Source organism: Petrimonas sulfuriphila (assembly GCA_038561985.1).
GTDB classification, from domain to species: domain Bacteria; phylum Bacteroidota; class Bacteroidia; order Bacteroidales; family Dysgonomonadaceae; genus Petrimonas; species Petrimonas sulfuriphila.
In genome coordinates, this window is record CP073276.1 from 3,421,021 (window position 1) to 3,440,873 (window position 19,853).

Consider the following 19,853-nt stretch of genomic DNA (forward strand, 5'->3'; position numbering starts at 1 on the left):
CTTAGATATTTATTGCCATTCAAGAATATTAAAATAAGAAGTTCAGATAAGATCAATTTCATATCCTTGACATTATTCTGATTGGTGAAACAAAAATATATCTATGGACTTTTAGTTATAAGGTACATATAGAAAATTAGTGATTATTTGGAATAACATTAAAATGAAAAGACGTGATTTTTTAACAAACTCAGCTCTATTGGGAGCTGCAATTCCGTTGGGCATGGCAACCCCGACCATTATAACATCGTGCTCGGACAAAGACAGAAAAAGTTCCGACAAAATTTATTCTGCCGAAAAATTGGGTATGTTCTCATTTGTGGAAACTGCGCCTGATGGCAGGCCGCTAAAAGCAGCTCTTATAGGTTGCGGCAATCGAGGAACCGGGGCAGCAAGCCAATTTTTAGAATCGGGGCCGAACGTTTCGGTCGTTGCATTGGCAGACGTATTCCCCGACCGGATAGAGGCCTGCCGTAAAGTTCTTCTGGAGAAGTTTAACAACAAGATTGAGGACAATAACTGTTTCATAGGGTTTGACGCATATCAGAAAATCATGGATATGTCGGATGTGGACATTGTATTATTATGCACACCTACTCATTTCAGGCCAAATCACTTTAAGTCGGCTATAGAAGCGGAAAAACATGTATTTATGGAAAAGCCGTGTGCAGTTGATCCTACCGGAATTCGCACTGTGATTGCCACCTCTAAAATAGCCACGACTAAAGGTTTAACCGTAGTTACTGGGAATCAGCGCAGGCATCGTCGTGATTATTGGGAAGCTTATATTCAAGTACGAAACGGAATTATTGGCAACATCGTATCCGCTGCTTCACATTGGAATCAAGGAGCATTATGGGACGTAAAACGCCGTTCTGGCTGGAGTGACATGGAATATTGTATTAAGAACTGGTTTAATATAAAATGGCTAAGTGGAGATCATATTCTTGATCAGGGTATTCACAATATTGATGTTATTACTTGGTTTATGGGAGAACAACCCGTAAAAGCTATTGGTTATGGAGGACGTGCCCGCCGGCTGTCAGGCGATATATTTGATTTTTTTAGTATTGATTATTACTATAATAATAACAGACGGATGTTGCATACCTCACGTCAAATTGACGGATGCGACGGAAACGTATCTGAACAAATTTTAGGAACAAAAGGAATTACCCGACTAAACGACCACAACGAAATCAAGATATTAGATTGGAACGGAAATGTATTGTGGGAATATGACTACCAAAATAAACCGATAAAAAATCCTTATGAACAAGAACATATACATTTGGTTGAATCCATCCGTTTAAACAGAAAAATAAATCAGGCAGAAGATCTAGCTTACTCCAATTTGGTCGCTATTTTAGGAAGAGAAGCTGCTTACACGGGCAAATCAATAACTTGGGATGAAATTACAGCTTCAGACCTTCGGTATGGACCCGAGAAATATGAGATGGGTGATTTGCCGGATTATCATGAGGGACTAATTCCAATTCCAGGTAAAAATCCTAAAATACTATAATAATTCATGTTATAATGGTTACAGACTTGTATCGGCCCCCTTACGTAGCTTGATTTATAAAAAAATGACTGCGAAAATAATGAAACTGATGAGGTAATATGACTACCGTAATTTCTAACATTAGAATAAATAAAAAAATATTAAGTGCGTTTTCTTTAGCATACCTGATTATAACTATTATATCTTGCAGCGAGAATAAACCTGATATTCCTGCAATAGACCTGAAACTGGATAAATCAGCCGTCACTCTCAAAAGAGGGAAAACGGTTGCCGTTACAATTGAATCGGGAAACGGGGGATATAGCGTCGCAACCAAGGACGAAAAAATTGCTACCGCCTCCGTAAATGAAAATATAGTGACCATCCAGGCAGTTGGCGAAGGAATGACAACCATTACCGTGACCGACAAGCAGCAGAAAAAGGCAATTATAAATGTTATTGTTCCCTATGCTAGTTTGAAACTGGATAAATCAGCCGTCACCCTCAAAAGAGGGAAAACAATTGCCGTTACAATTGAATCGGGAAACGGGGGATATAGCGTCACTACCATGGACGAAAAAATTGCCACCGCCTCCGTAAATGAAAATATTGTGACTATCCAGGCAGTTGGCGAAGGGGTGACAGTTATTACCATAATTGATTCAAGAGAAAATACAACAAACATCAATGTAAATGTTGTTATAGCTAATTCTGACTTATGGGAAATTAAAAATGGAAAATTCTATGATGATGATGAATGGATTTTTCTAAAGATTGCCAAACCTTTGAGGGATTTTTCAAACGCCTCACAAGTCGATAAGCTTATCTCGGAATTGGATATATTACAATCGAAAGGGTATAATACGATTGAAATAAATTGTTACTGGCATCATTTCGACCATAATGGAGATGGTATTCCTGACAAATCGCTGGCTCCGCTAAACTGGCTAATCAATGCCATTTATAAAAAAGGAATGTACCCTTGCCTTTCATTGGAGACCTATGCGGTTGGTGGAGGAACCATACCTTCCGGCTTTTGGGACCGTAACCCGGACGCTTATGCAATTGATGACAAAGGAAATAGAGTGAAAGATACCGAATATGGCTTTGGATCGTCTGTTGTGTCAATATTTCACTCTGGATATCGATCAACGGTTCATGAATTCATTAAAAACATGGCTAAAGGAGTCGATACAGATAAAATTCTCTATTTTGAAACAACAGTCGAACCACAATATATGGGATCGATCGCACTCTGTTATAGTAAAATGGCGAAAAAAGAGTACGAAAAATGGCGCGAAGAAAATCAGATAACCGACCCTGAGTCAGAAATGCCTCCTACTTTCCCTATTCCCGCCTCATTCGTGAAGAATCCTACATGGAATAAATTCAGGGCGCAGTTCCTGGCAAAATGGGTCAATGAAGACGCAGCTGCTTATCGAAGCATAGCGGGGGAAAAAGCATATGTTGCTGTTGATTACTTGGATGCAAACGAAAATGTACAGTATCTAAGAATGGGTGACCCAATTGAGTTCTTGACACACCTTACTGAGGCAAATATTATTCAAGTAAATTGGAGTTGGTATTTTCCAAACAATACACCCAATCAAAAAGCCTACAACAGAGTATGGAAAGTACTCAACGAACACAGCCGGGACTGGGTTGTATCGGAGCATATGACTTTTAATGGTAGCGATTTTGTGAATTACACCGAATTGCAATTGAATAGAATATTGGAAAACACATTGAAACAAGGAACACGATTTGGTTGGGAGTTTGTGAATGTATCGAATAACAGTAGAGATAACTTCAGTCTTTATGAAGACGACTGGGCTCCCAAAAAGGTGATTAAGTCCGTGGATAACCGTTGGGAGTATTGGTTGGAACGGATACATACTACAGAACCATAAGCACTCCCAATGCTCAACTCAACTAAATAACGTGAGTTTAATACAAGAAAATAGCATAGTAGCTAAAGCTAATAATAACTACTATGCTAAACAAAAGTTTAAAAGGAATTTCTTTGTTTGATATTTTTACAATTCGTTTACAAACCATTAATTACTATCCTTTCATCCGCACTTCGAAGCTCCGCAGTTGCGGCATTTGAGGCATCCCTCTTCAAAGACCAGCGATTCGAAGCCGCATACGGGACATTTCTGGCCTTTCGCTTCGGTTTCGTTGGGTAGATAGCGCTTCAACGCCCGTTCAACGCCGTTCTTCCACGTGTTGATGGTTTCGCTGTCCAATTCCAATCCCGATACCAGCTTGATCACCTGATCGATAGGCATGCCGTAACGCAGCACCCCCGAAATCAGTTTCGCGTAGTTCCAGAACTCCGGATTGAACTTCCCGTCCAGCCCTTCAATGGTTACCTTGTACCCCCTCCGGTTTTGGAACTGGAAATCGTAATGCTTGCGTCCGTCACTGTCGTACGCTTTGATGATCTTCCCGGAGGTAACGTTTTTGGGCACCATGATGCCATCATCCTCATCGTTGATACCTGTAAAGATCTCGTAAGGCCTTCCGTTCAGCAACCCGATAAAAGCAATCCACTTCTCTTTGTTGTTCTGGAATTTAATCACATCGGCATCCAGTTCGGTAGGACGGGAAGTGACGACCTGCGGCAGTTCGTAACAATCTTCATTCTCCTTCTCTTCCTCCTTGTTGTCGTTTGTGATAAGCACACCCGAGCGTGACCCGTCGCGATACACCGTACATCCCTTACAACCGCTTTTCCAGGCTTCCATATAAAGCTCACCCACAAGTTCCTCGGTCACATCGCCGGGCAGGTTGATGGTTACGCTGATGCTGTGATCCACCCATTTTTGCACGCGCCCCTGCATACGCACCTTCATGAGCCAGTCCACGTCGTTGGAAGTGGCCTTGTAGTATGGTGATTTCTCAACCAGCTCGTCGATCTCTTCGTTCGAATACTTTTTCGCAGTAGGGTAATCGTTTGCTTCCATCCAGTCCACGAATTTGTGGTGAAAGACCACGTATTCCTCCCACGAATCGCCGTTTTCATCCACGAAATCGATTTTCACGTCCTTATCGCTCGGATTTACCTTGCGGCGACGCTTGTAGACCGGCATAAAAACGGGTTCTATTCCCGATGTGGTCTGCGACATCAAGCTGGTTGTTCCCGTAGGGGCAATGGTCAGGCAGGCAATGTTACGGCGCCCCTGTTTTACCATATCCTTGTAAAGCTGGGGATTCTCTTTCTTGAGCCTGTTCACAAACGGGTTGTTCTTCTCCCTTTCGGCATCATAGACTTTAAATGCTCCACGTTCTTTCGCCATCTCCACCGAGGAAGCATAAGCGTTGAGCGCCACCATCTTATGCACCCTCTCCGAGAAGTCGTTTCCTTCTTCCGACCCGTAGCGGATTCCCAAAGCGGCGAGCATATCGCCTTCGGCAGTTATACCTACCCCTGTGCGACGGCCTTCAAGCGTTTTCCTGCGGATTTTCTCCCACAAATTACGCTCCGAGGATTTTACCTCTTCCGATTCGGGGTCGCTGTTGATCTTGTCGAGAATCTTGTCGATCTTTTCCGACTCCAGATCGATAATATCGTCCATAATGCGCTGAGCCAGACGAACGTGTTTTCCGAAAAGCTCAAAATCGAAACGGGCATTTTCCTTGAACGGGTTCACCACGTAAGAATAGAGGTTGATTGCCAGCAGGCGGCAGCTGTCGTAAGGGCACAACGGAATTTCACCGCAAGGATTGGTTGAAACCGTCTGGAAACCCAGGTCGGCATAACAATCGGGAACCGATTCACGGATAATCGTGTCCCAGAACAACACCCCCGGCTCGGCCGAACGCCATGCGTTATGCACAATTTTTTCCCAAAGCTCCTGTGCGTTTATCGTTTTTTCGTATTTTGGCGTGTCCGAATCAATGGGATACTTTTGAACGTACGGTTTTCCTTCGGAGGCAGCTTTCATGAAATCATCATCGATTTTCACCGAAATATTGGCTCCGGTAACTTTTCCCTGCTCCAGTTTAGCGTCGATAAAATCCTCCGCATCGGGATGCTTGATGGAAACACTCAGCATCAGTGCGCCCCGACGTCCGTCCTGCGCCACTTCGCGCGTGGAATTGGAATACCTTTCCATGAACGGAACCAGCCCCGTAGACGTGAGTGCGGAATTCTTAACGGGCGATCCCTTGGGACGGATGTGCGACAGGTCATGCCCCACTCCACCACGACGCTTCATCAGCTGCACCTGTTCTTCATCGATACGGATGATCGCTCCGTAAGAGTCGGCGCTGCCACCCATCCCGATCACAAAACAGTTGGACAACGATGCTACCTGAAAATCGTTTCCGATCCCCGTCATCGGGCTTCCCTGCGGAATGATGTATTTAAACTGGTCAAACAAGTCGAACAATTCTTTTTCGCTCAACGGATTGGCGTATTTTTTCTCGATTCTTCCCACTTCGTTTGCCAGCCTCCAATGCATATCTTCAGGCGTCTTCTCGTAGATATTGCCTTCACTGTCCTTCAAAGCGTACTTGCTGACCCAAACCTTTGCAGCCAGTTCATCGCCTCTAAAATACTCCAACGATGCATTATAAGCCTCGTCGAAAGTATAAATTTCTTTCTTCATCAATTAATTTTTTTTGACCGATTAATTCAACTATTTCCCAAATAATAAAACACAACGTTTCCCACAGTATGGTTATTTGGGATTACAAGTTTAAGAAATGTTTCAAAGTTAACAAAACGAATCAATAAAAAGTTTTCAACAAAGTGTAAAGTTTTCCAAAATATTTTTCAATACACTCATACACAGAAGATTAATTTTTATCGAAGAGTGAAAAGTTTTCTTTTTTATTAAACTCGTATATGAATCAATATATTAAGTTTTGTATCTATGGTGTACTGTGTAAACATTGAAATATAAACAAAAAAACACCCGACAATTGTAAACCGTTGAGTGTTTTAACGTTTAATAAAAAATTATTGAAAATATGAATAAATCAGGTTGTTTTTTTAAATATCTTTTACCGAACCCATAAACAAAATGGCACCGGTGGAATTTTCCTGAATAAGGTAAATAAAAGGTTTGTCTGCATTGAAAATTACTTTCTGCGGAATTGCGGGCATGGAGGTTAGTTCCATACCTACGGTCGTAACAGCAGCAGCTTCCGTTCCTTGCTCGTCGGTGCTGATGTAGGTATCTTGTTTTACAAAAGCAATCCGGGCCGGAAAAGCCGACATCCGGCTAAAATCGGCTGCATCGCTAAAAGCCAATCCCATCCCCATGTTTGTAAGAACTTCATTCAGCTTCTTACTGTATTTGGTTTTGAATTTCGGAAGATATAATTCCACTTCGTATTCATGCAATGCGGCTCTTATTTCTCCCCAGCACTCCTTGTCTTGCAACGCAGACACTACATCGGCCTGTTTTTTACCGCTTTTAGGCAACAGAACCAGCATACTGAATGCCTGATTTCCGTAAGGCAACCGGACCACCTGCATGGTTTCATCTTCGGTGTAATTAAACTTAGCGGTTTGAAACATCATGTCTACCGTTTGTTTTGTACCGTTTTCGGTTGTAAACGCTTTCTTCGATGTGTTTTTTGCATCAAATCTTGCGGTCCAGCTTCCTTTGAAGTAAATTGCATTCAACAGGTACATCAGGTCATAGGCATTCGTTTTATCAATGACCTCTTTGATCAGGTTGTTGGTATTGTCCGCTGCCCATTGGTTAATGATATCTTTCGTTACCGGAAGTGAAAAATCCACCGGCTGCACCGTTGCGTCGTAATAATCGGTATTGGTTTTGATGAAACCGGGCTGGATGGTTACGAATTTATTTGTAAAGATAGCATTGGCAATCGATAATTGGGTTGAGGGATCGGTTTTCAGTAACGCCTCCTTTAACTTTTTGTAGTAACCGTTGATGTCGTTGTCGGAATAACTTTCCATTTTCAGCGTTTTTTGCATCGTCGTTTTGGTTTCTCCCGCAGCACCGTTCCACGTCATTGCCAAAGCCATGCTCAAGCTGAAAGGAGACACCATGAAACTTTGGTCTTCCTCTTTAGTCTCCTCTTCGAAAACGTTGGAAAAAAATTCAAAAGCAAACTGCTGATCGGTTTTTACCAGCCGGGCTTCCTCGGATCGAAGTTCAATTTTCACCGGGGCCGGTAGATTTTTCGTGACTGTTTCAACACCTGATTTTTCGCAACCGTAGAAAAAGAGAATTACAAGAAGCAACAAAGCACCAACTTTTTTTATTGAGTTCATGTCCTTTAAAATTTTCAGGGTGATATAATTTTAGATGGGATTTCGAATAAAAAGCTGCATGCGGTATCGTTAAAAATACATAAAACAAAACTTCCTTTCTTTTTCAAAGGATGTTGTTATAAAATCCGCCTGAAAAACAAATAAATTAATTACTTTTGCAGACTAAATTTATCCACTTTTTTAATTGATTGATAATGAGAAAATGGCGCATTGAGGATTCGGAGGAACTGTACAACATAGACGGTTGGGGAAACGGATACTTCTCAATAAACGAAAAGGGAAACGTGCAGGTTATGCCTCGAAAAAAACCGGGTGGAGCCGTTGATTTGAACGAGTTGATGCGCGAGCTTTATCTTCGCGATGTTTCTGCTCCGGTTCTGGTAAGGTTCCCGCAAATTCTGGACAACCGGATCGAAAAAATATCTACCTGTTTTGAAATTGCGGCCAAGGAATACGGATACGCGTCTCAAAACTACATCGTCTATCCCATTAAAGTCAATCAGATGCGTCAGGTGGTAGAGGAGATCGTGACTTACGGAAAACGATTCAACATCGGCCTTGAGGCGGGATCCAAACCCGAACTGCACGCTGTTCTGGCCATTAATACCAGCGAGGATTCCATCATCATTTGCAACGGCTACAAAGACGAAAGCTACATCGAACTGGCTTTGCTGGCGAAAAAAATGGGAAAAGAAGTTTTCATCGTCATTGAAAAGCTGAACGAACTTGAACTGACCATCGAAATTGCCAAGCGACTGAAAGTGAAGCCAAATATCGGTATCCGCATTAAGTTAGCCAGTTCCGGCAGCGGGAAATGGGAAGAATCGGGCGGTGATGGAAGTAAGTTCGGATTGAACTCCAGCGAATTGCTCGAGGCGCTCGACCTGCTTAAGAAGCACAAAATGACCGACTGTTTCCGGCTGATCCATTTCCACATAGGTAGCCAAATTACAAAAATAAGGCGTGTAAAGACCGCTCTGCGTGAGGCATCGCAATTTTACGTACAACTTCACCTGCTGGGGTTCAACGTTGAATTTGTGGATATCGGCGGCGGATTGGGCGTGGATTACGACGGAACACGTTCATCGTACAGCGAAAACAGCATCAACTATTCCATTCAGGAATACGTGAACGACTCGGTATTCTCGTTCGTGGATGCGGCAAACAAAAACGAAATTCCCCACCCCAAGATCATCACCGAGTCGGGACGTGCCCTTACGGCACACCATTCGGTACTTATCTTCGAAGTGCTGGAAACAGCAACGTTACCCGAATGGGGAGAAGAGGTGGAAATCCAGGAGAACGACCACGAGCTGGTAAAAGAGTTGTACAAGATCTGGGACAACCTTTCCCAGACGCGTATGCTGGAAGCGTGGCACGACGCACAACAGATCCGGGAGGAGTCTCTCGACCTGTTCAGCCTGGGAATGCTTGAGCTGAAAACGCGTGCTCAGGTGGAGCAGCTTTATTTTTCCATTATCCGGGAAATTAACTTTACGATCAACCGTACGAAGCACGCCCCGGAAGAGTTACGTCAGCTCTCTTCGCTTTTGCCTGACAAGTATTTCTGCAACTTCTCGTTGTTCCAATCCCTGCCCGACTCGTGGGCCATAGACCAGGTATTTCCCATTATTCCCATCCACCGGTTGGATGAGAAACCGGAAAGAACGGCCACACTTCAGGACATCACCTGCGATTCCGACGGCAAGATTGCCAGCTATACAGCCCAGGGCGGTTTTCATCAATCGTTCATCCCGGTCCATTCGCTGAAGAAAAATGAATCGTACTACATCGGGGTTTTCCTGGTGGGTGCCTATCAGGAAATTCTAGGCGACCTGCATAACTTGTTTGGCGACACCAACGTGGTCCACGTTGTAACGGACGAAAATACAGGATATAAAATAGAGCAGGTAATTGATGGGGAGACGGTTGCCGAAGTATTGGAGTATGCACAGTATAATGCCAAGAAGCTGGTTCGTACGGTTGAAACCTGGGTAATGAGCTCGGTGAAAAAAGGAAAAATTTCGGTGGAAGAAGGAAAAGAGTTCCTGTCGAATTACCGTTCGGGACTTTACGGATATACCTATCTGGAGTAAAATGAATAATCCCCACAAAAAAAGGCCGCAAAACGGCCTTTTTTTAATACCTTTAAATCGGTTTAGAACGAAAACTTCCCGTCAATCTTCATTGAAAACGTAACGGACGTTGTGATATCATTCGTTGCCCTGTAAGTTAAAACAACGGTAGAGGTACCCTTATTAACAACCTCATCGAGGACTTTCTGCAAAAAATTAAGCTGAGGCAACTCTTTGAATGAGGTATTGGCTGTAATCGTTGGCAAGTCCAGGTTTGCCTTGGAATTACTTTTCAAAGACAATTTCACATTGGTTAATTCAACAACCTGACCCGAAGTAACTCCACCTACCGATATTGCGGATGTAGTCTGTACCAATGCACTTTCAACCCACTTTGCGTATTGCGACAATGCAGCAAAATCACTTAAATTAAACGTTATTTCGGAGGAGGTTGTATTTCCAGCTGCAGCAATTACACTGATTGATTTTGTTGCTGAAGCATTTTGCGAAACGGGTAAATCACCGGGTTTGCTGCTGCACGATGAAAATGCTGCAATCAAAGACAGCACCAACCCTATCGATAAAAATTTTTTCATATAGTTCTGTTTTTGGGATGAATTATTCCTGACAAAAATAACCAATAGGACCCGGGTTATCCCGGTTTTTCCCTGTTAAATGTGCTAAATGTGGATTATTTGTACAACTTGTTGGACAGGATGAAGTCATAAACCCGGTTGGGTAAAAAAGCACGCATGTCCTTTCCCGCAAAGATACCCTCCCGTATGAAAGAGGAGGAGATCTCCACGACAGGTGCGTCCACCAATCGAACATTTTCCGGATATAGGCCGTTTATTCGAATATCTTCTCCCAGCCTCGGATAAATCAGAATTTTAAATTCTTTTGCCAAGCGTTCATTGTCTTTCCAACGCGGGAACCTTGTCCAGTTATCGCTGCCGATGACAAGCGTAAACTCCAAATCGGGATTTTCGGTTTTCAGTTTTGTCAATGTATCTATCGTGTAAGAGGGTTTCGGCATGTTGAACTCAATATCCGAAACGATCAGGCGGTTAAAATCCTTTACCGCCAGCCTCGTCATTTCCAACCGGATCTTTTCTTCAAGCAGGCTGTCTATCTCTTTCAGCGGATTTTGAGGCGTAACTACGAACCAGACTTCATCGAGATAGGTGAATTCCAGCATATAGTTTGCCAGTATCAAATGCCCGATATGAACCGGATTAAAGGAACCTGAAAAAATGCCGACTTGTTTTTTCCTCATCAACTCTACACTGTATCCGCCTATGGGCTACGCCCGTTTAAACAGGGATATTACCCAAAGCAGGAGAATAGCACCCACCAACGCGGTAATGAGGCTTCCTATCAATCCGTCACCCGTACCTATTCCCAACAGATCGAAAACCCAGCCTCCGATAAGCGCACCCACAACACCCACAACGATATTCATCAGCAGTCCGAAACCACCTCCGCGCATAATATTACCCGCAAGCCATCCGGCCACTGCTCCAATAATGATAAACCACAACCAACCCATGACATTTATTTTTTAAAAGTTTCTTTATCACCAGATAAACAGAGAAAGGCGTTAATTTGTTCTTGTTTTTCCGGTAAAACTCCTAACTCATCCGGTTTTTATAGTCCCCGTAACCGAACCGCCTGTACAGTTTGAACTCGCCCTCCTGCGTCCAAAGGCCGATAGAGGGATGCGAAACACCGTTGAACATGGTGGTTTTTACGGTGGTGTAGTGAATCATATCTTCAAAAACAACCTTATCGCCCACTTGCAACGGAGCATCAAAAGACCATTCACCCATAAAATCTCCGCTCAAACAACTGTTTCCCCCCATCCTGTAAGTAGGTTTCCCGGCCACAGGATCGTGATACGCACCGCGGATCCGCGGTTTGTAGGGCATCTCCAGGCAATCGGGCATATGGCAGGAGAAAGAAACGTTAAGCATGGCCGTCAGGATACCTTCGTTCTCCACGATATCGGCAACGTCGGCCACCAGGACTCCCGTCTGCCACGCAAACGCGCTGCCGGGCTCCATAATGATTTCCAGGTTGGGATATTTTTCCCTAAAATGGATAAGCAACCCGATTAAATGTTCCACATCGTAATCTTCGTGTGTCATCAGGTGACCTCCCCCCAAATTCAGCCATTCCACCTTTGTCAGAAAACGCCCAAACTTCCGTTCAACAACTTCCAATGTTTTTTCCAGGTCGTAGGAATTGTTTTCGCACAAGTTGTGCAAGTGTAGTCCGGAAACTCCTTCCGGCAAGGTATCACCCATATTTTTTGCGGTAACCCCCAACCGTGAACCCGGCATGCTCGGATTGTACAGATCGGTCTCCACCACCGAAAATTCGGGATTGATGCGGATTCCGCATTTAACAGCACCGGCCGAAGCAACGACCTTCGGGTAAAACCGGTGAAACTGCGACAATGAATTAAAAGTGATGTGGCTGCTGTATTTCAGAAACAGCGGAAAATCATAATCGGTGTACGACGGGGCGTAAGTATGCGCAGCACTGCCCATTTCCTCGAATGCCAGCTGCGCTTCGGCTACCGAGCTTGCTGTGGAGTGACCGATATACTCCCGTACAATGGGAAATGCCTTCCACATGGCAAACGCTTTAAATGCCAATATAATATTAACTCCGGCCTTTTCTTCCACCGATTTTATCCGTTGCAGGTTTTTGCGGAGCAACCGCTCTTCCATTACGTAGCACGGAGAAGGAATTTTACTGAGGTCGATCATGTTTTATTTTTTTCGTAACGCAAATCTACATAAAAAATCGATGAACATGCCCCTGCGTACAAAAAACAAACGATTACCGCTGAAAATAGAGGGCACTAGTTCCTGAAATACACGTTTTCATCAATAGCGTCAATCACAATTGGCCTGGAATTATCCACCTTGCCGGAAAGGATATCTTTCGACAACTGGTTGAGCACTTTACGCTGAATAACCCGTTTCACGGGACGTGCACCAAACTCGGGATCGTATCCCGCCTCCGATATGCTCCGAACCGCCTCATCGGTGTATTCCAGTGCGATACCGTTCTCCGTCAGCATTTTCTTTACGATATTCAGCTGAATACGCACGATTTGTGCTATTTCATCCTGTTTGAGCGGAGCAAACATAATGATATCGTCGATACGGTTCAGGAATTCGGGGCGAATGGTTTGCTTCAGCATATTCATCACCAGGTTCCTGGTGTTTTCAACAATCTCTTCCCGGTTGCGTTCGGTAATTTTCTCAAAATTCTCCCGGATAACGTTCGAGCCCATGTTGGAAGTCATGATGATGATCGTATTCTTGAAGTTCACCACCCTCCCCTTGTTGTCGGTCAGCCGCCCGTCGTCCAGCACCTGCAGCAGGATGTTGAAAACATCGGGATGCGCTTTCTCAATCTCATCAAACAGCACCACGGAATAGGGTTTCCGGCGGATCGCTTCGGTCAATTGCCCCCCTTCGTCGTAACCCACGTATCCGGGAGGTGCCCCGATCAGCCGCGTAGCGCTGAATTTCTCCTGGTATTCACTCATGTCGATGCGGGTCATCATGTTCTCATCGTCGAACAGGTAATCGGCCAGGGCTTTTGCCAGCTCGGTTTTTCCCACTCCGGTGGTTCCCAGGAAGATAAACGAACCGATCGGGCGTTTCGGATCGCTCAGTCCCGCACGGTTACGGCGCACGGCATCGGCAACGGCGGTAATGGCTTCTTCTTGTCCGACAACACGTTTATGCAACTCTTCCTCGAGGTGGAGCAGCTTCTCGCGTTCGCTTTGCAACATTCTGCTCACGGGAATTCCAGTCCACCGGGAAACCACGTCTGCAATATCTTCAGCATCCACCTCCTCTTTAATCATGGCACTGCCACCCTGGGTTTCGTGTAACTGATTTTTAAGCTGCTCGATTTCCGCCTCCTTTTCCTTTATTTTCCCGTACCGCAATTCGGCCACTTTTCCGTAGTCACCTTCCCGCTCGGCTTTTTCTGCCTGGAACTTGGCATCTTCAATGTCAATCTTGTTCTGCTGTATCCGGTTGATCAACTCTTTTTCCGATTGCCACCGCGCTTTCAGCACGTTTTCATCTTCGCGCAGGTTCTCGATCTGCTTGGTCAGCATCTCTTCCTTGGCTGTATCATTCTCGCGGCGGATGGCTTCGCGTTCAATTTCCAACTGCTTGATGCGGCGCATGATCTCATCCAGTTCATACGGCACGGAATCCACTTCCATGCGTAATTTTGCCGCCGCCTCGTCCATCAGGTCAATGGCCTTGTCGGGCAGAAACCGGTCGGTGATGTACCTGTGCGACAGTTGCACGGCAGCAATGATCGCTTCATCCTTGATACGCACTTTGTGGTGGTTTTCGTACTTTTCTTTCAATCCCCGGAGGATGGAGATGCTGTCCGACTCCGTGGGTTCGTCCACCATAACCGTCTGGAAGCGTCGTTCCAGCGCCTTGTCCTTTTCGAAATACTTCTGATATTCGTCCAGCGTAGTAGCACCGATAGCACGCAGCTCACCCCGCGCCAGCGCCGGCTTCAAAATGTTGGCAGCATCCATGGCCCCGTCGCTTTTTCCGGCACCCACAAGCGTATGGATTTCATCGATAAAAAGAATAATCTCTCCCTCTGCTTTCACCACCTCGTTCACTACCGATTTCAACCGTTCCTCAAACTCTCCCTTGTATTTTGCCCCGGCGATGAGCGCACCCATATCGAGTGAATAAATCTCCTTACTCTTGAGGTTTTCGGGCACGTCTCCCCGAACGATACGGTGTGCGATTCCTTCGGCAATGGCCGTTTTTCCGGTTCCCGGCTCACCGATAAGAATGGGATTGTTCTTGGTGCGGCGGCTCAGGATCTGCAGCACGCGGCGAATCTCCTCGTCGCGGCCGATAACGGGGTCGAGCTTGCCGTTTCTGGCCCTGTCGTTCAGGTTCACGGCATATTTGCCCAACGATTGATAGGTATCCTCCGCGGATGGGCTGGTCACTTTTTCGCCTTTGCGCAACTCGTTAATGGCCGACTGGAGCGTGTTCTGTGAAATTCCGGCATTTTTCATCAACTGCGAAGCAGCGTTCCTCTCGCTGATAATTGCCAGCAGTAAATGCTCGAGCGACACGAACTGGTCGCCCATCTTGCTCGCAAAATCGGTAGATTTCTGAAAAACGGCGTTTGTTTCACGGCTCAGCATCGGATCTCCGCCTGAAACGCGCGGATAGGATTCAATCTCCTTATCCACAGCTGTATCCAGGTTCTTCACGTTCACTCCCAGCTTCTGAAACAAAAAATGGGTAACGTTTTCGCCCACCAACATCACACCTTTGAGCAGGTGAGCGGGTTCAATCATTTGCTGATTGCTTGCCTGCGCCAGGTCAATGGCTTTTTGCACCGCCTCCTGTGCCTTGATTGTAAAATTGTTGAAGTTCATATGTTGTTTTTTTAGATAAAAGTCTTGATTCTTGCATCTTGACTCTTTGCTTTAAACGAACAATTTCCTTGCCAAAGAGAAAGTTATGACGATTTGGCAGGGACTCACTTTTCCAACTGCTCCACGGCTTCCACCAGCCGGATAAACTCGTGCCGATACCCGTTCGGATCGTTGCCCAATCCTTTACGGGCAAGACGGATCACGTCGGAATATTCAGCATCGCCTTTAAAATCGCTATTGCGTAACAACTGTCCGAACATGGCCGCCGCCATGGCGAAGTTGAAGTCCTGCGAAGCATTTAGATTCATCCGGTTTGCCAAGACGGGAACTTCCAGTTTCCTGCTCACATCTTTATCCGGCTCTTTGTAACGGAGTTTCACGGTTAGCAATTCTTTGGAATCGGCAAATTTGGGTAACGATACATCGTTTTTAGTTTGTTGGTATTTCAATTTATCCACGTTGCCGACAGGAACATCTACGCCAACAGGAACAATTTCGTACAGAGCAGTAACGGTATGCCCGGCGCCAAGTTCGCCCGCGTCTTTGGTGTCGTCGTTAAAGTCTTCGTCGTTGAGCAACCGACTTTCGTAGCCAATTAACCGATAGGCATTCACAAAGTTAGGATTAAATTCCACTTGCAGCTTCACGTCCTTAGCAACAGCGTACATCGTACCTCCAAATTCGTTTACCAACACTTTGTTTGCTTCCTGCAAGTTATCGATATATGCGTGATTACCGTTACCTTTTTGTGCCAGCGTCTGTAGTTTGTTATCCTTATAATTCCCCATCCCGTAACCGAGAACGGTTAAAAAAACGCCCGATTTCCGTTTGCTTTCAATCAGCGACTCCAACTCGGTTAGACTTGAAACACCCACGTTAAAATCACCGTCGGTACATAAAATCACCCGGTTATTTCCGCCTTTCACTAAATTTTTTTCCGCAATTTTATACGCCAATTGAATTCCCGCGCCTCCGGCGGTGGAGCCTCCAGCCTGAAGATTATCCAACGCTTCCATTATCTTCTGTTTATCCGAAGCGCTTGTCGATGGCAATACTTCGCCCGCGGCTCCGGCATACGTAACAATGGCTACCTGGTCTTTCGGGCGCAAATTGTTTACCAACAGCTTCATCGATGCTTTTACCAACGGCAGTTTATTGGCGCTGAACATTGATCCGGAAACATCAAGCAAAAATACGAAGTTGCTTACCGGCAACGTTTCCGAAGGAATCTCTTTTGCTTTTACCCCGATGTGCACCATGTTATGCTTTTTGTTCCAGGGACAAACCGCCGTTTCGGTAACAATCCGCACCGGATACCCGTCCGAAGGCTGTGGATAGTCGTAACTGAAATAATTGACGATTTCCTCCACGCGGACTACATCCTTCGAAGGCATTTGCCCCTGATTTATCATCCGCCGGATATTGCTGTAGGATGCGCCATCCACGTCCAACGAGAAAGTAGATAACGGATGCTGAATGGTAGACAGAAATCGGTTTTCTTTAAACGCTTCGTATTCTTCCGTATTTACCTCGCGAGGATACGGAAAAATCACAGACGGCAGGTAATATGACTGATCAGCAACACGCATAACGCTACCTGCCACCGCATTTTTTTTCTGTGTTCCGAAAGCAACCACCACCACTTCTTCCAGGGCTACTTTATCCGGTTTCAGATACACATCCAAATGTAGTTTATTCACTTTAATTTCTTGTACCAAATAACCGATGTACGAAAAAGAGAGGGTATTGCCTTTCTCTACCTTTATCCTATATCTTCCGTTTACATCGGTAACAGTACCGTTTTGTGTACCTTTAACCTGCACGGTCACACCCACCAGCGGCGATTTGTCATGAGCATCGTACACCGTCCCGGTCACTTCCATTTCCTGTGCGCAAACAGAAAAAACAAAACCTGTCATAAATAGGATCATCCCGATCCGTTGCAATGTTGTTTTCATAATTTTTTCGTTTTTAACATGAATACTTTTTTGAATCTTCTGCTTTATGGATACAAATGGGGATGAAATTCCATAAACAAACCGATAAATTTCTTATTTTTGTGAATCGGGATTAATGTATTAAAACAGCAAATTCTTGAAAACCAATAGGAAAATAACAAACCTATCGAACGAGGAATTGTTTGAACGGTATAAAAAAGGACGTCAAACCATGTACTTCCACGAATTGTTCCGTCGATACATTCCGATGCTGTACGGATTATGCCTGAAATACCTCGGTAATGGACCCGATGCGCAAGACGCCGTGATGGATTTATTCGAAGATCTAAATCAAAAGATCACAAACTACGAGATAAGCAACTTTCATTCATGGCTTTATACCGTGGCTAAAAATCACTGTTTACTGAAGATAAGGAAAGACAAGCACGTTTTTTTCGAAGATATAAACGAATCGGTTATGGAAAACGGCGATTTTTTTACTCCATTAGATGAAGAGAAGGTGAACGAAGAAAAATCGGCGCTGGATTATTGTATGGCAAAGTTAGGCGCAGAGCAGCGGACGAGCATCGAGTATTTTTATCACGAAGACAAGTCGTATGCCGACATCGTTTCCTTGACAGGCTATACGTTAGAAAAAGTAAAAAGTTACATTCAGAACGGAAAAAGAAATTTGAAGAATTGCATTTTACGGCTAAGAGCATTGAACGAAGAGCAAAGGGTCCAAACACGCAATACGTAACACGCGACATTTTGACAAAGTGAATTTAAAAGATTACATACACGGAAAACGGTACGGGAAAGAGGCTAACCGCTTAGAACGGGAAGCCATGAACGATCCGTTCCTGCAAGACACCATCGACGGTTACGATTCGGTGCCGGGCAACCATGTTGAAGCTATAGAAAAGCTGGAAAAACGGTTTGCTCCGCAACCCAAACGCATCGATAAACGCGTCTGGCTGTGGGCTGCGGCTGCCGTGCTCGTCTTGCTTATCGGCCTACCCTTTCTTCCTCGCCAACAAGATACAAGAGACATTCAGGTTGCATCGGCGGAATCCCTGAAAAAAGAAGAAACCACTCTTTCTCCCGAAAGAGATTCCGTTCTCGTGGCCGATCACACGCCGCCAAAAACAGCAGAAGAAAGAACGGCAACTACCGTGCAAAAAAAAGAAGTACAGCAAGCTGTTGAGGCTGAGAAAACTGCCGAAATTGTCAGCGAAGAAACTTTGCAACTCCAAGCACCCGAAAGGATGGCAGAAGCTATTGAACCGGAACAGGTATCCGTTGCAAGAGCCGCCTTACCCAAACAGAAAGCCATTCAGGGTAAAGTGGCTGCCGTAACTGCTGTCTCCCCGAATACAAAAACCATTTCGGGAAGAATCGTGGATGAGATCGGAGAACCCATTATCGGAGTGACCGTAAACGTCAAAAACACTCAACTCGGAGCAGTCACCGATATGGACGGGAACTTCCGGTTAACCGTTCCGAAAGACGAGCAAGGCATGCTGGTCGCTTCTTTCATAGGAATGAAAAAAGTTGAAATGCCTTTGAAAGAGCACCTGGGTGACGTTGTGATGAAATCGGACGATATGGCTTTGGATGAAGTGGTGGTGGTTGCTTTCGGAACTCAGAAAAAAGAATCGGTTGTGGGTTCCACAACAACGGTAAAAGACACTGTCCCTGTTTTCGGAGAAACCGAATTCAGGCATTATTTCGAAAAAAATTACGATAAAACCGTTTGTCCGAATGAGCCGATTTCGATAAAAGTGGAATTTTATGTGAACGGGCAAGGGCAACCGGGCAGCATCACCATTAAAGAAAACTCGTGCCAGGAATTGGAGACCGAGATCAAGCGGTTGTTGCTGGGATCTCCTCCCTGGTCGGAACGTAACCGGAAAGTAATGCTAAATTGGACATTAAATGAGTAACGAAAAATTTTACACCGCACGGGAGGAAAAGGCCAACTACCTCACCCACGCTGCCGGGGTTCTGATGGCCTTGATTGCGACCGTCCTCCTGCTTCGTAAGGCGATACTTGCCGATAACCGTTGGGCAATCCTGGCCTATGCCATTTTCGGCTTCGGGATGCTGGCCTGCATGCTCTCATCCACCGTTTATCATTTTGTGCAGGAGCCTGGACGAAAAGTGAAATGGCGCCACTTCGACCATGCAAGCATCTACCTCCTGATCGCGGCAAGCTACTCGCCGTTCACGCTGATTTTATTGCGCGAGGAGCGCTTCTGGGGATGGCTGCTGTTCGGACTGGTCTGGATCATTGCGCTTGTTGGTATTGCCGTCAGTTTTGGTGAACTAAAGAAAAACAGTCATTTAAAGACCGCATCGTATGTTTTTATGGGTTTAGTGGTTTTGGTTGCCTTTAAACCGCTCATAGAAACGGCAAACGAAAAAAACTGCATCGAAGTTATCGGGTGGCTTATAGCCGGAGGCGTCTTTTACATTACCGGCGCCATCATCTACGCTACAGCCAAGCGTGAATTTGTTCACGCAGTTTTTCACCTGTTTGTGCTTTTTGGACTGGCAAGCCACATTATCGGTGCCGGCATTATCCCTCTTGATTAAGGCGTAATTTTTTGTGGGGAAG

Annotated in this window: 14 protein-coding genes; 6 read left to right on the top strand and 8 right to left on the bottom strand. The window is 45.1% G+C overall.

Translation table 11 applies throughout. From position 1 onward, the window contains the following. Positions 1–163 precede the first annotated feature (163 nt). Both KCV26_14490 and KCV26_14495 read left to right on the top strand, forming a co-directional pair. A complete protein-coding gene (locus KCV26_14490) occupies positions 164–1,525 on the top strand; it encodes a Gfo/Idh/MocA family oxidoreductase (protein ID WZX36486.1) in 1,362 nt (453 codons plus the stop codon). Between the two features lie 98 nt (positions 1,526–1,623). Next, a complete protein-coding gene (locus KCV26_14495) occupies positions 1,624–3,414 on the top strand; it encodes a hypothetical protein (GenBank protein WZX36487.1) in 1,791 nt (596 codons plus the stop codon). Between the two features lie 162 nt (positions 3,415–3,576). Here KCV26_14495 and KCV26_14500 read toward each other — a convergent pair whose 3' ends face one another. Next, positions 3,577–6,120 carry an adenosylcobalamin-dependent ribonucleoside-diphosphate reductase gene (locus KCV26_14500; protein WZX36488.1) on the bottom strand — a complete coding sequence of 848 codons (2,544 nt, stop codon included), beginning with the start codon at positions 6,118–6,120 and terminating at the stop codon, positions 3,577–3,579. A gap of 386 nt (positions 6,121–6,506) precedes the next feature. Beyond that, positions 6,507–7,763 carry a serpin family protein gene (locus KCV26_14505; GenBank protein ID WZX36489.1) on the bottom strand — a complete coding sequence of 419 codons (1,257 nt, stop codon included), beginning with the start codon at positions 7,761–7,763 and terminating at the stop codon, positions 6,507–6,509. A 194-nt stretch (positions 7,764–7,957) separates the two neighbouring features. Between KCV26_14505 and speA the strand changes: the two genes are divergently transcribed. After that, complete coding sequence (gene speA, locus KCV26_14510; protein ID WZX36490.1) at positions 7,958–9,859, top strand: biosynthetic arginine decarboxylase; 1,902 nt, start codon at positions 7,958–7,960, stop codon at positions 9,857–9,859. 62 nt (positions 9,860–9,921) lie between these two features. On the opposite strand, the gene KCV26_14515 is transcribed toward speA, so the two are convergent. The 6 genes from KCV26_14515 to KCV26_14540 form a co-directional block, all read right to left on the bottom strand. Continuing rightward, positions 9,922–10,434, bottom strand: a complete 513-nt coding sequence (locus tag KCV26_14515; GenBank protein WZX36491.1) for a hypothetical protein — start codon at positions 10,432–10,434, stop codon at positions 9,922–9,924. Between the two features lie 95 nt (positions 10,435–10,529). Further along, the gene (locus tag KCV26_14520; GenBank protein ID WZX36492.1) at positions 10,530–11,114 is read right to left on the bottom strand and encodes a nicotinate-nucleotide adenylyltransferase; all 585 of its coding nucleotides are present in this window, start codon (positions 11,112–11,114) and stop codon (positions 10,530–10,532) included. 27 nt (positions 11,115–11,141) lie between these two features. Then, positions 11,142–11,387, bottom strand: a complete 246-nt coding sequence (locus KCV26_14525) for a GlsB/YeaQ/YmgE family stress response membrane protein (protein WZX36493.1) — start codon at positions 11,385–11,387, stop codon at positions 11,142–11,144. An 82-nt stretch (positions 11,388–11,469) separates the two neighbouring features. Continuing rightward, a complete protein-coding gene (gene nspC, locus KCV26_14530; protein WZX36494.1) occupies positions 11,470–12,612 on the bottom strand; it encodes a carboxynorspermidine decarboxylase in 1,143 nt (380 codons plus the stop codon). A gap of 95 nt (positions 12,613–12,707) precedes the next feature. Then, positions 12,708–15,296: an ATP-dependent chaperone ClpB gene (gene clpB, locus KCV26_14535; GenBank protein WZX36495.1), complete on the bottom strand. Its 2,589-nt coding sequence runs from the start codon at positions 15,294–15,296 to the stop codon at positions 12,708–12,710. A 104-nt stretch (positions 15,297–15,400) separates the two neighbouring features. After that, positions 15,401–17,254 carry a von Willebrand factor type A domain-containing protein gene (locus tag KCV26_14540; GenBank protein ID WZX36496.1) on the bottom strand — a complete coding sequence of 618 codons (1,854 nt, stop codon included), beginning with the start codon at positions 17,252–17,254 and terminating at the stop codon, positions 15,401–15,403. A gap of 211 nt (positions 17,255–17,465) precedes the next feature. Between KCV26_14540 and KCV26_14545 the strand changes: the two genes are divergently transcribed. Genes KCV26_14545 through KCV26_14555 form a run of 3 tightly spaced genes read left to right on the top strand, consistent with a single transcriptional unit; the run spans position 17,466 to position 19,831 of the window. After that, positions 17,466–17,993: a sigma-70 family RNA polymerase sigma factor gene (locus KCV26_14545; GenBank protein ID WZX38404.1), complete on the top strand. Its 528-nt coding sequence runs from the start codon at positions 17,466–17,468 to the stop codon at positions 17,991–17,993. Between the two features lie 19 nt (positions 17,994–18,012). After that, positions 18,013–19,179: a carboxypeptidase-like regulatory domain-containing protein gene (locus tag KCV26_14550; protein WZX36497.1), complete on the top strand. Its 1,167-nt coding sequence runs from the start codon at positions 18,013–18,015 to the stop codon at positions 19,177–19,179. Beyond that, a complete protein-coding gene (locus KCV26_14555; GenBank protein ID WZX36498.1) occupies positions 19,172–19,831 on the top strand; it encodes a hemolysin III family protein in 660 nt (219 codons plus the stop codon). The genes KCV26_14550 and KCV26_14555 overlap by 8 nt, the downstream gene beginning before the upstream one ends. Positions 19,832–19,853: the final 22 nt, after the last annotated feature.

What these genes read in the sequence shown, in the direction of transcription:
- KCV26_14490 (WZX36486.1), top strand. Translation starts at nt 164, where the DNA reads ATGAAAAGACGTGATTTTTTAACAAACTCAGCTCTATTGGGAGCTGCA.
- KCV26_14495 (WZX36487.1), top strand. Translation starts at nt 1,624, where the DNA reads ATGACTACCGTAATTTCTAACATTAGAATAAATAAAAAAATATTAAGT.
- KCV26_14500 (WZX36488.1), bottom strand. Translation starts at nt 6,120, where the DNA reads ATGAAGAAAGAAATTTATACTTTCGACGAGGCTTATAATGCATCGTTG.
- KCV26_14505 (WZX36489.1), bottom strand. Translation starts at nt 7,763, where the DNA reads ATGAACTCAATAAAAAAAGTTGGTGCTTTGTTGCTTCTTGTAATTCTC.
- speA (WZX36490.1), top strand. Translation starts at nt 7,958, where the DNA reads ATGAGAAAATGGCGCATTGAGGATTCGGAGGAACTGTACAACATAGAC.
- KCV26_14515 (WZX36491.1), bottom strand. Translation starts at nt 10,434, where the DNA reads ATGAAAAAATTTTTATCGATAGGGTTGGTGCTGTCTTTGATTGCAGCA.
- KCV26_14520 (WZX36492.1), bottom strand. Translation starts at nt 11,114, where the DNA reads ATGAGGAAAAAACAAGTCGGCATTTTTTCAGGTTCCTTTAATCCGGTT.
- KCV26_14525 (WZX36493.1), bottom strand. Translation starts at nt 11,387, where the DNA reads ATGGGTTGGTTGTGGTTTATCATTATTGGAGCAGTGGCCGGATGGCTT.
- nspC (WZX36494.1), bottom strand. Translation starts at nt 12,612, where the DNA reads ATGATCGACCTCAGTAAAATTCCTTCTCCGTGCTACGTAATGGAAGAG.
- clpB (WZX36495.1), bottom strand. Translation starts at nt 15,296, where the DNA reads ATGAACTTCAACAATTTTACAATCAAGGCACAGGAGGCGGTGCAAAAA.
- KCV26_14540 (WZX36496.1), bottom strand. Translation starts at nt 17,254, where the DNA reads ATGAAAACAACATTGCAACGGATCGGGATGATCCTATTTATGACAGGT.
- KCV26_14545 (WZX38404.1), top strand. Translation starts at nt 17,466, where the DNA reads ATGTACTTCCACGAATTGTTCCGTCGATACATTCCGATGCTGTACGGA.
- KCV26_14555 (WZX36498.1), top strand. Translation starts at nt 19,172, where the DNA reads ATGAGTAACGAAAAATTTTACACCGCACGGGAGGAAAAGGCCAACTAC.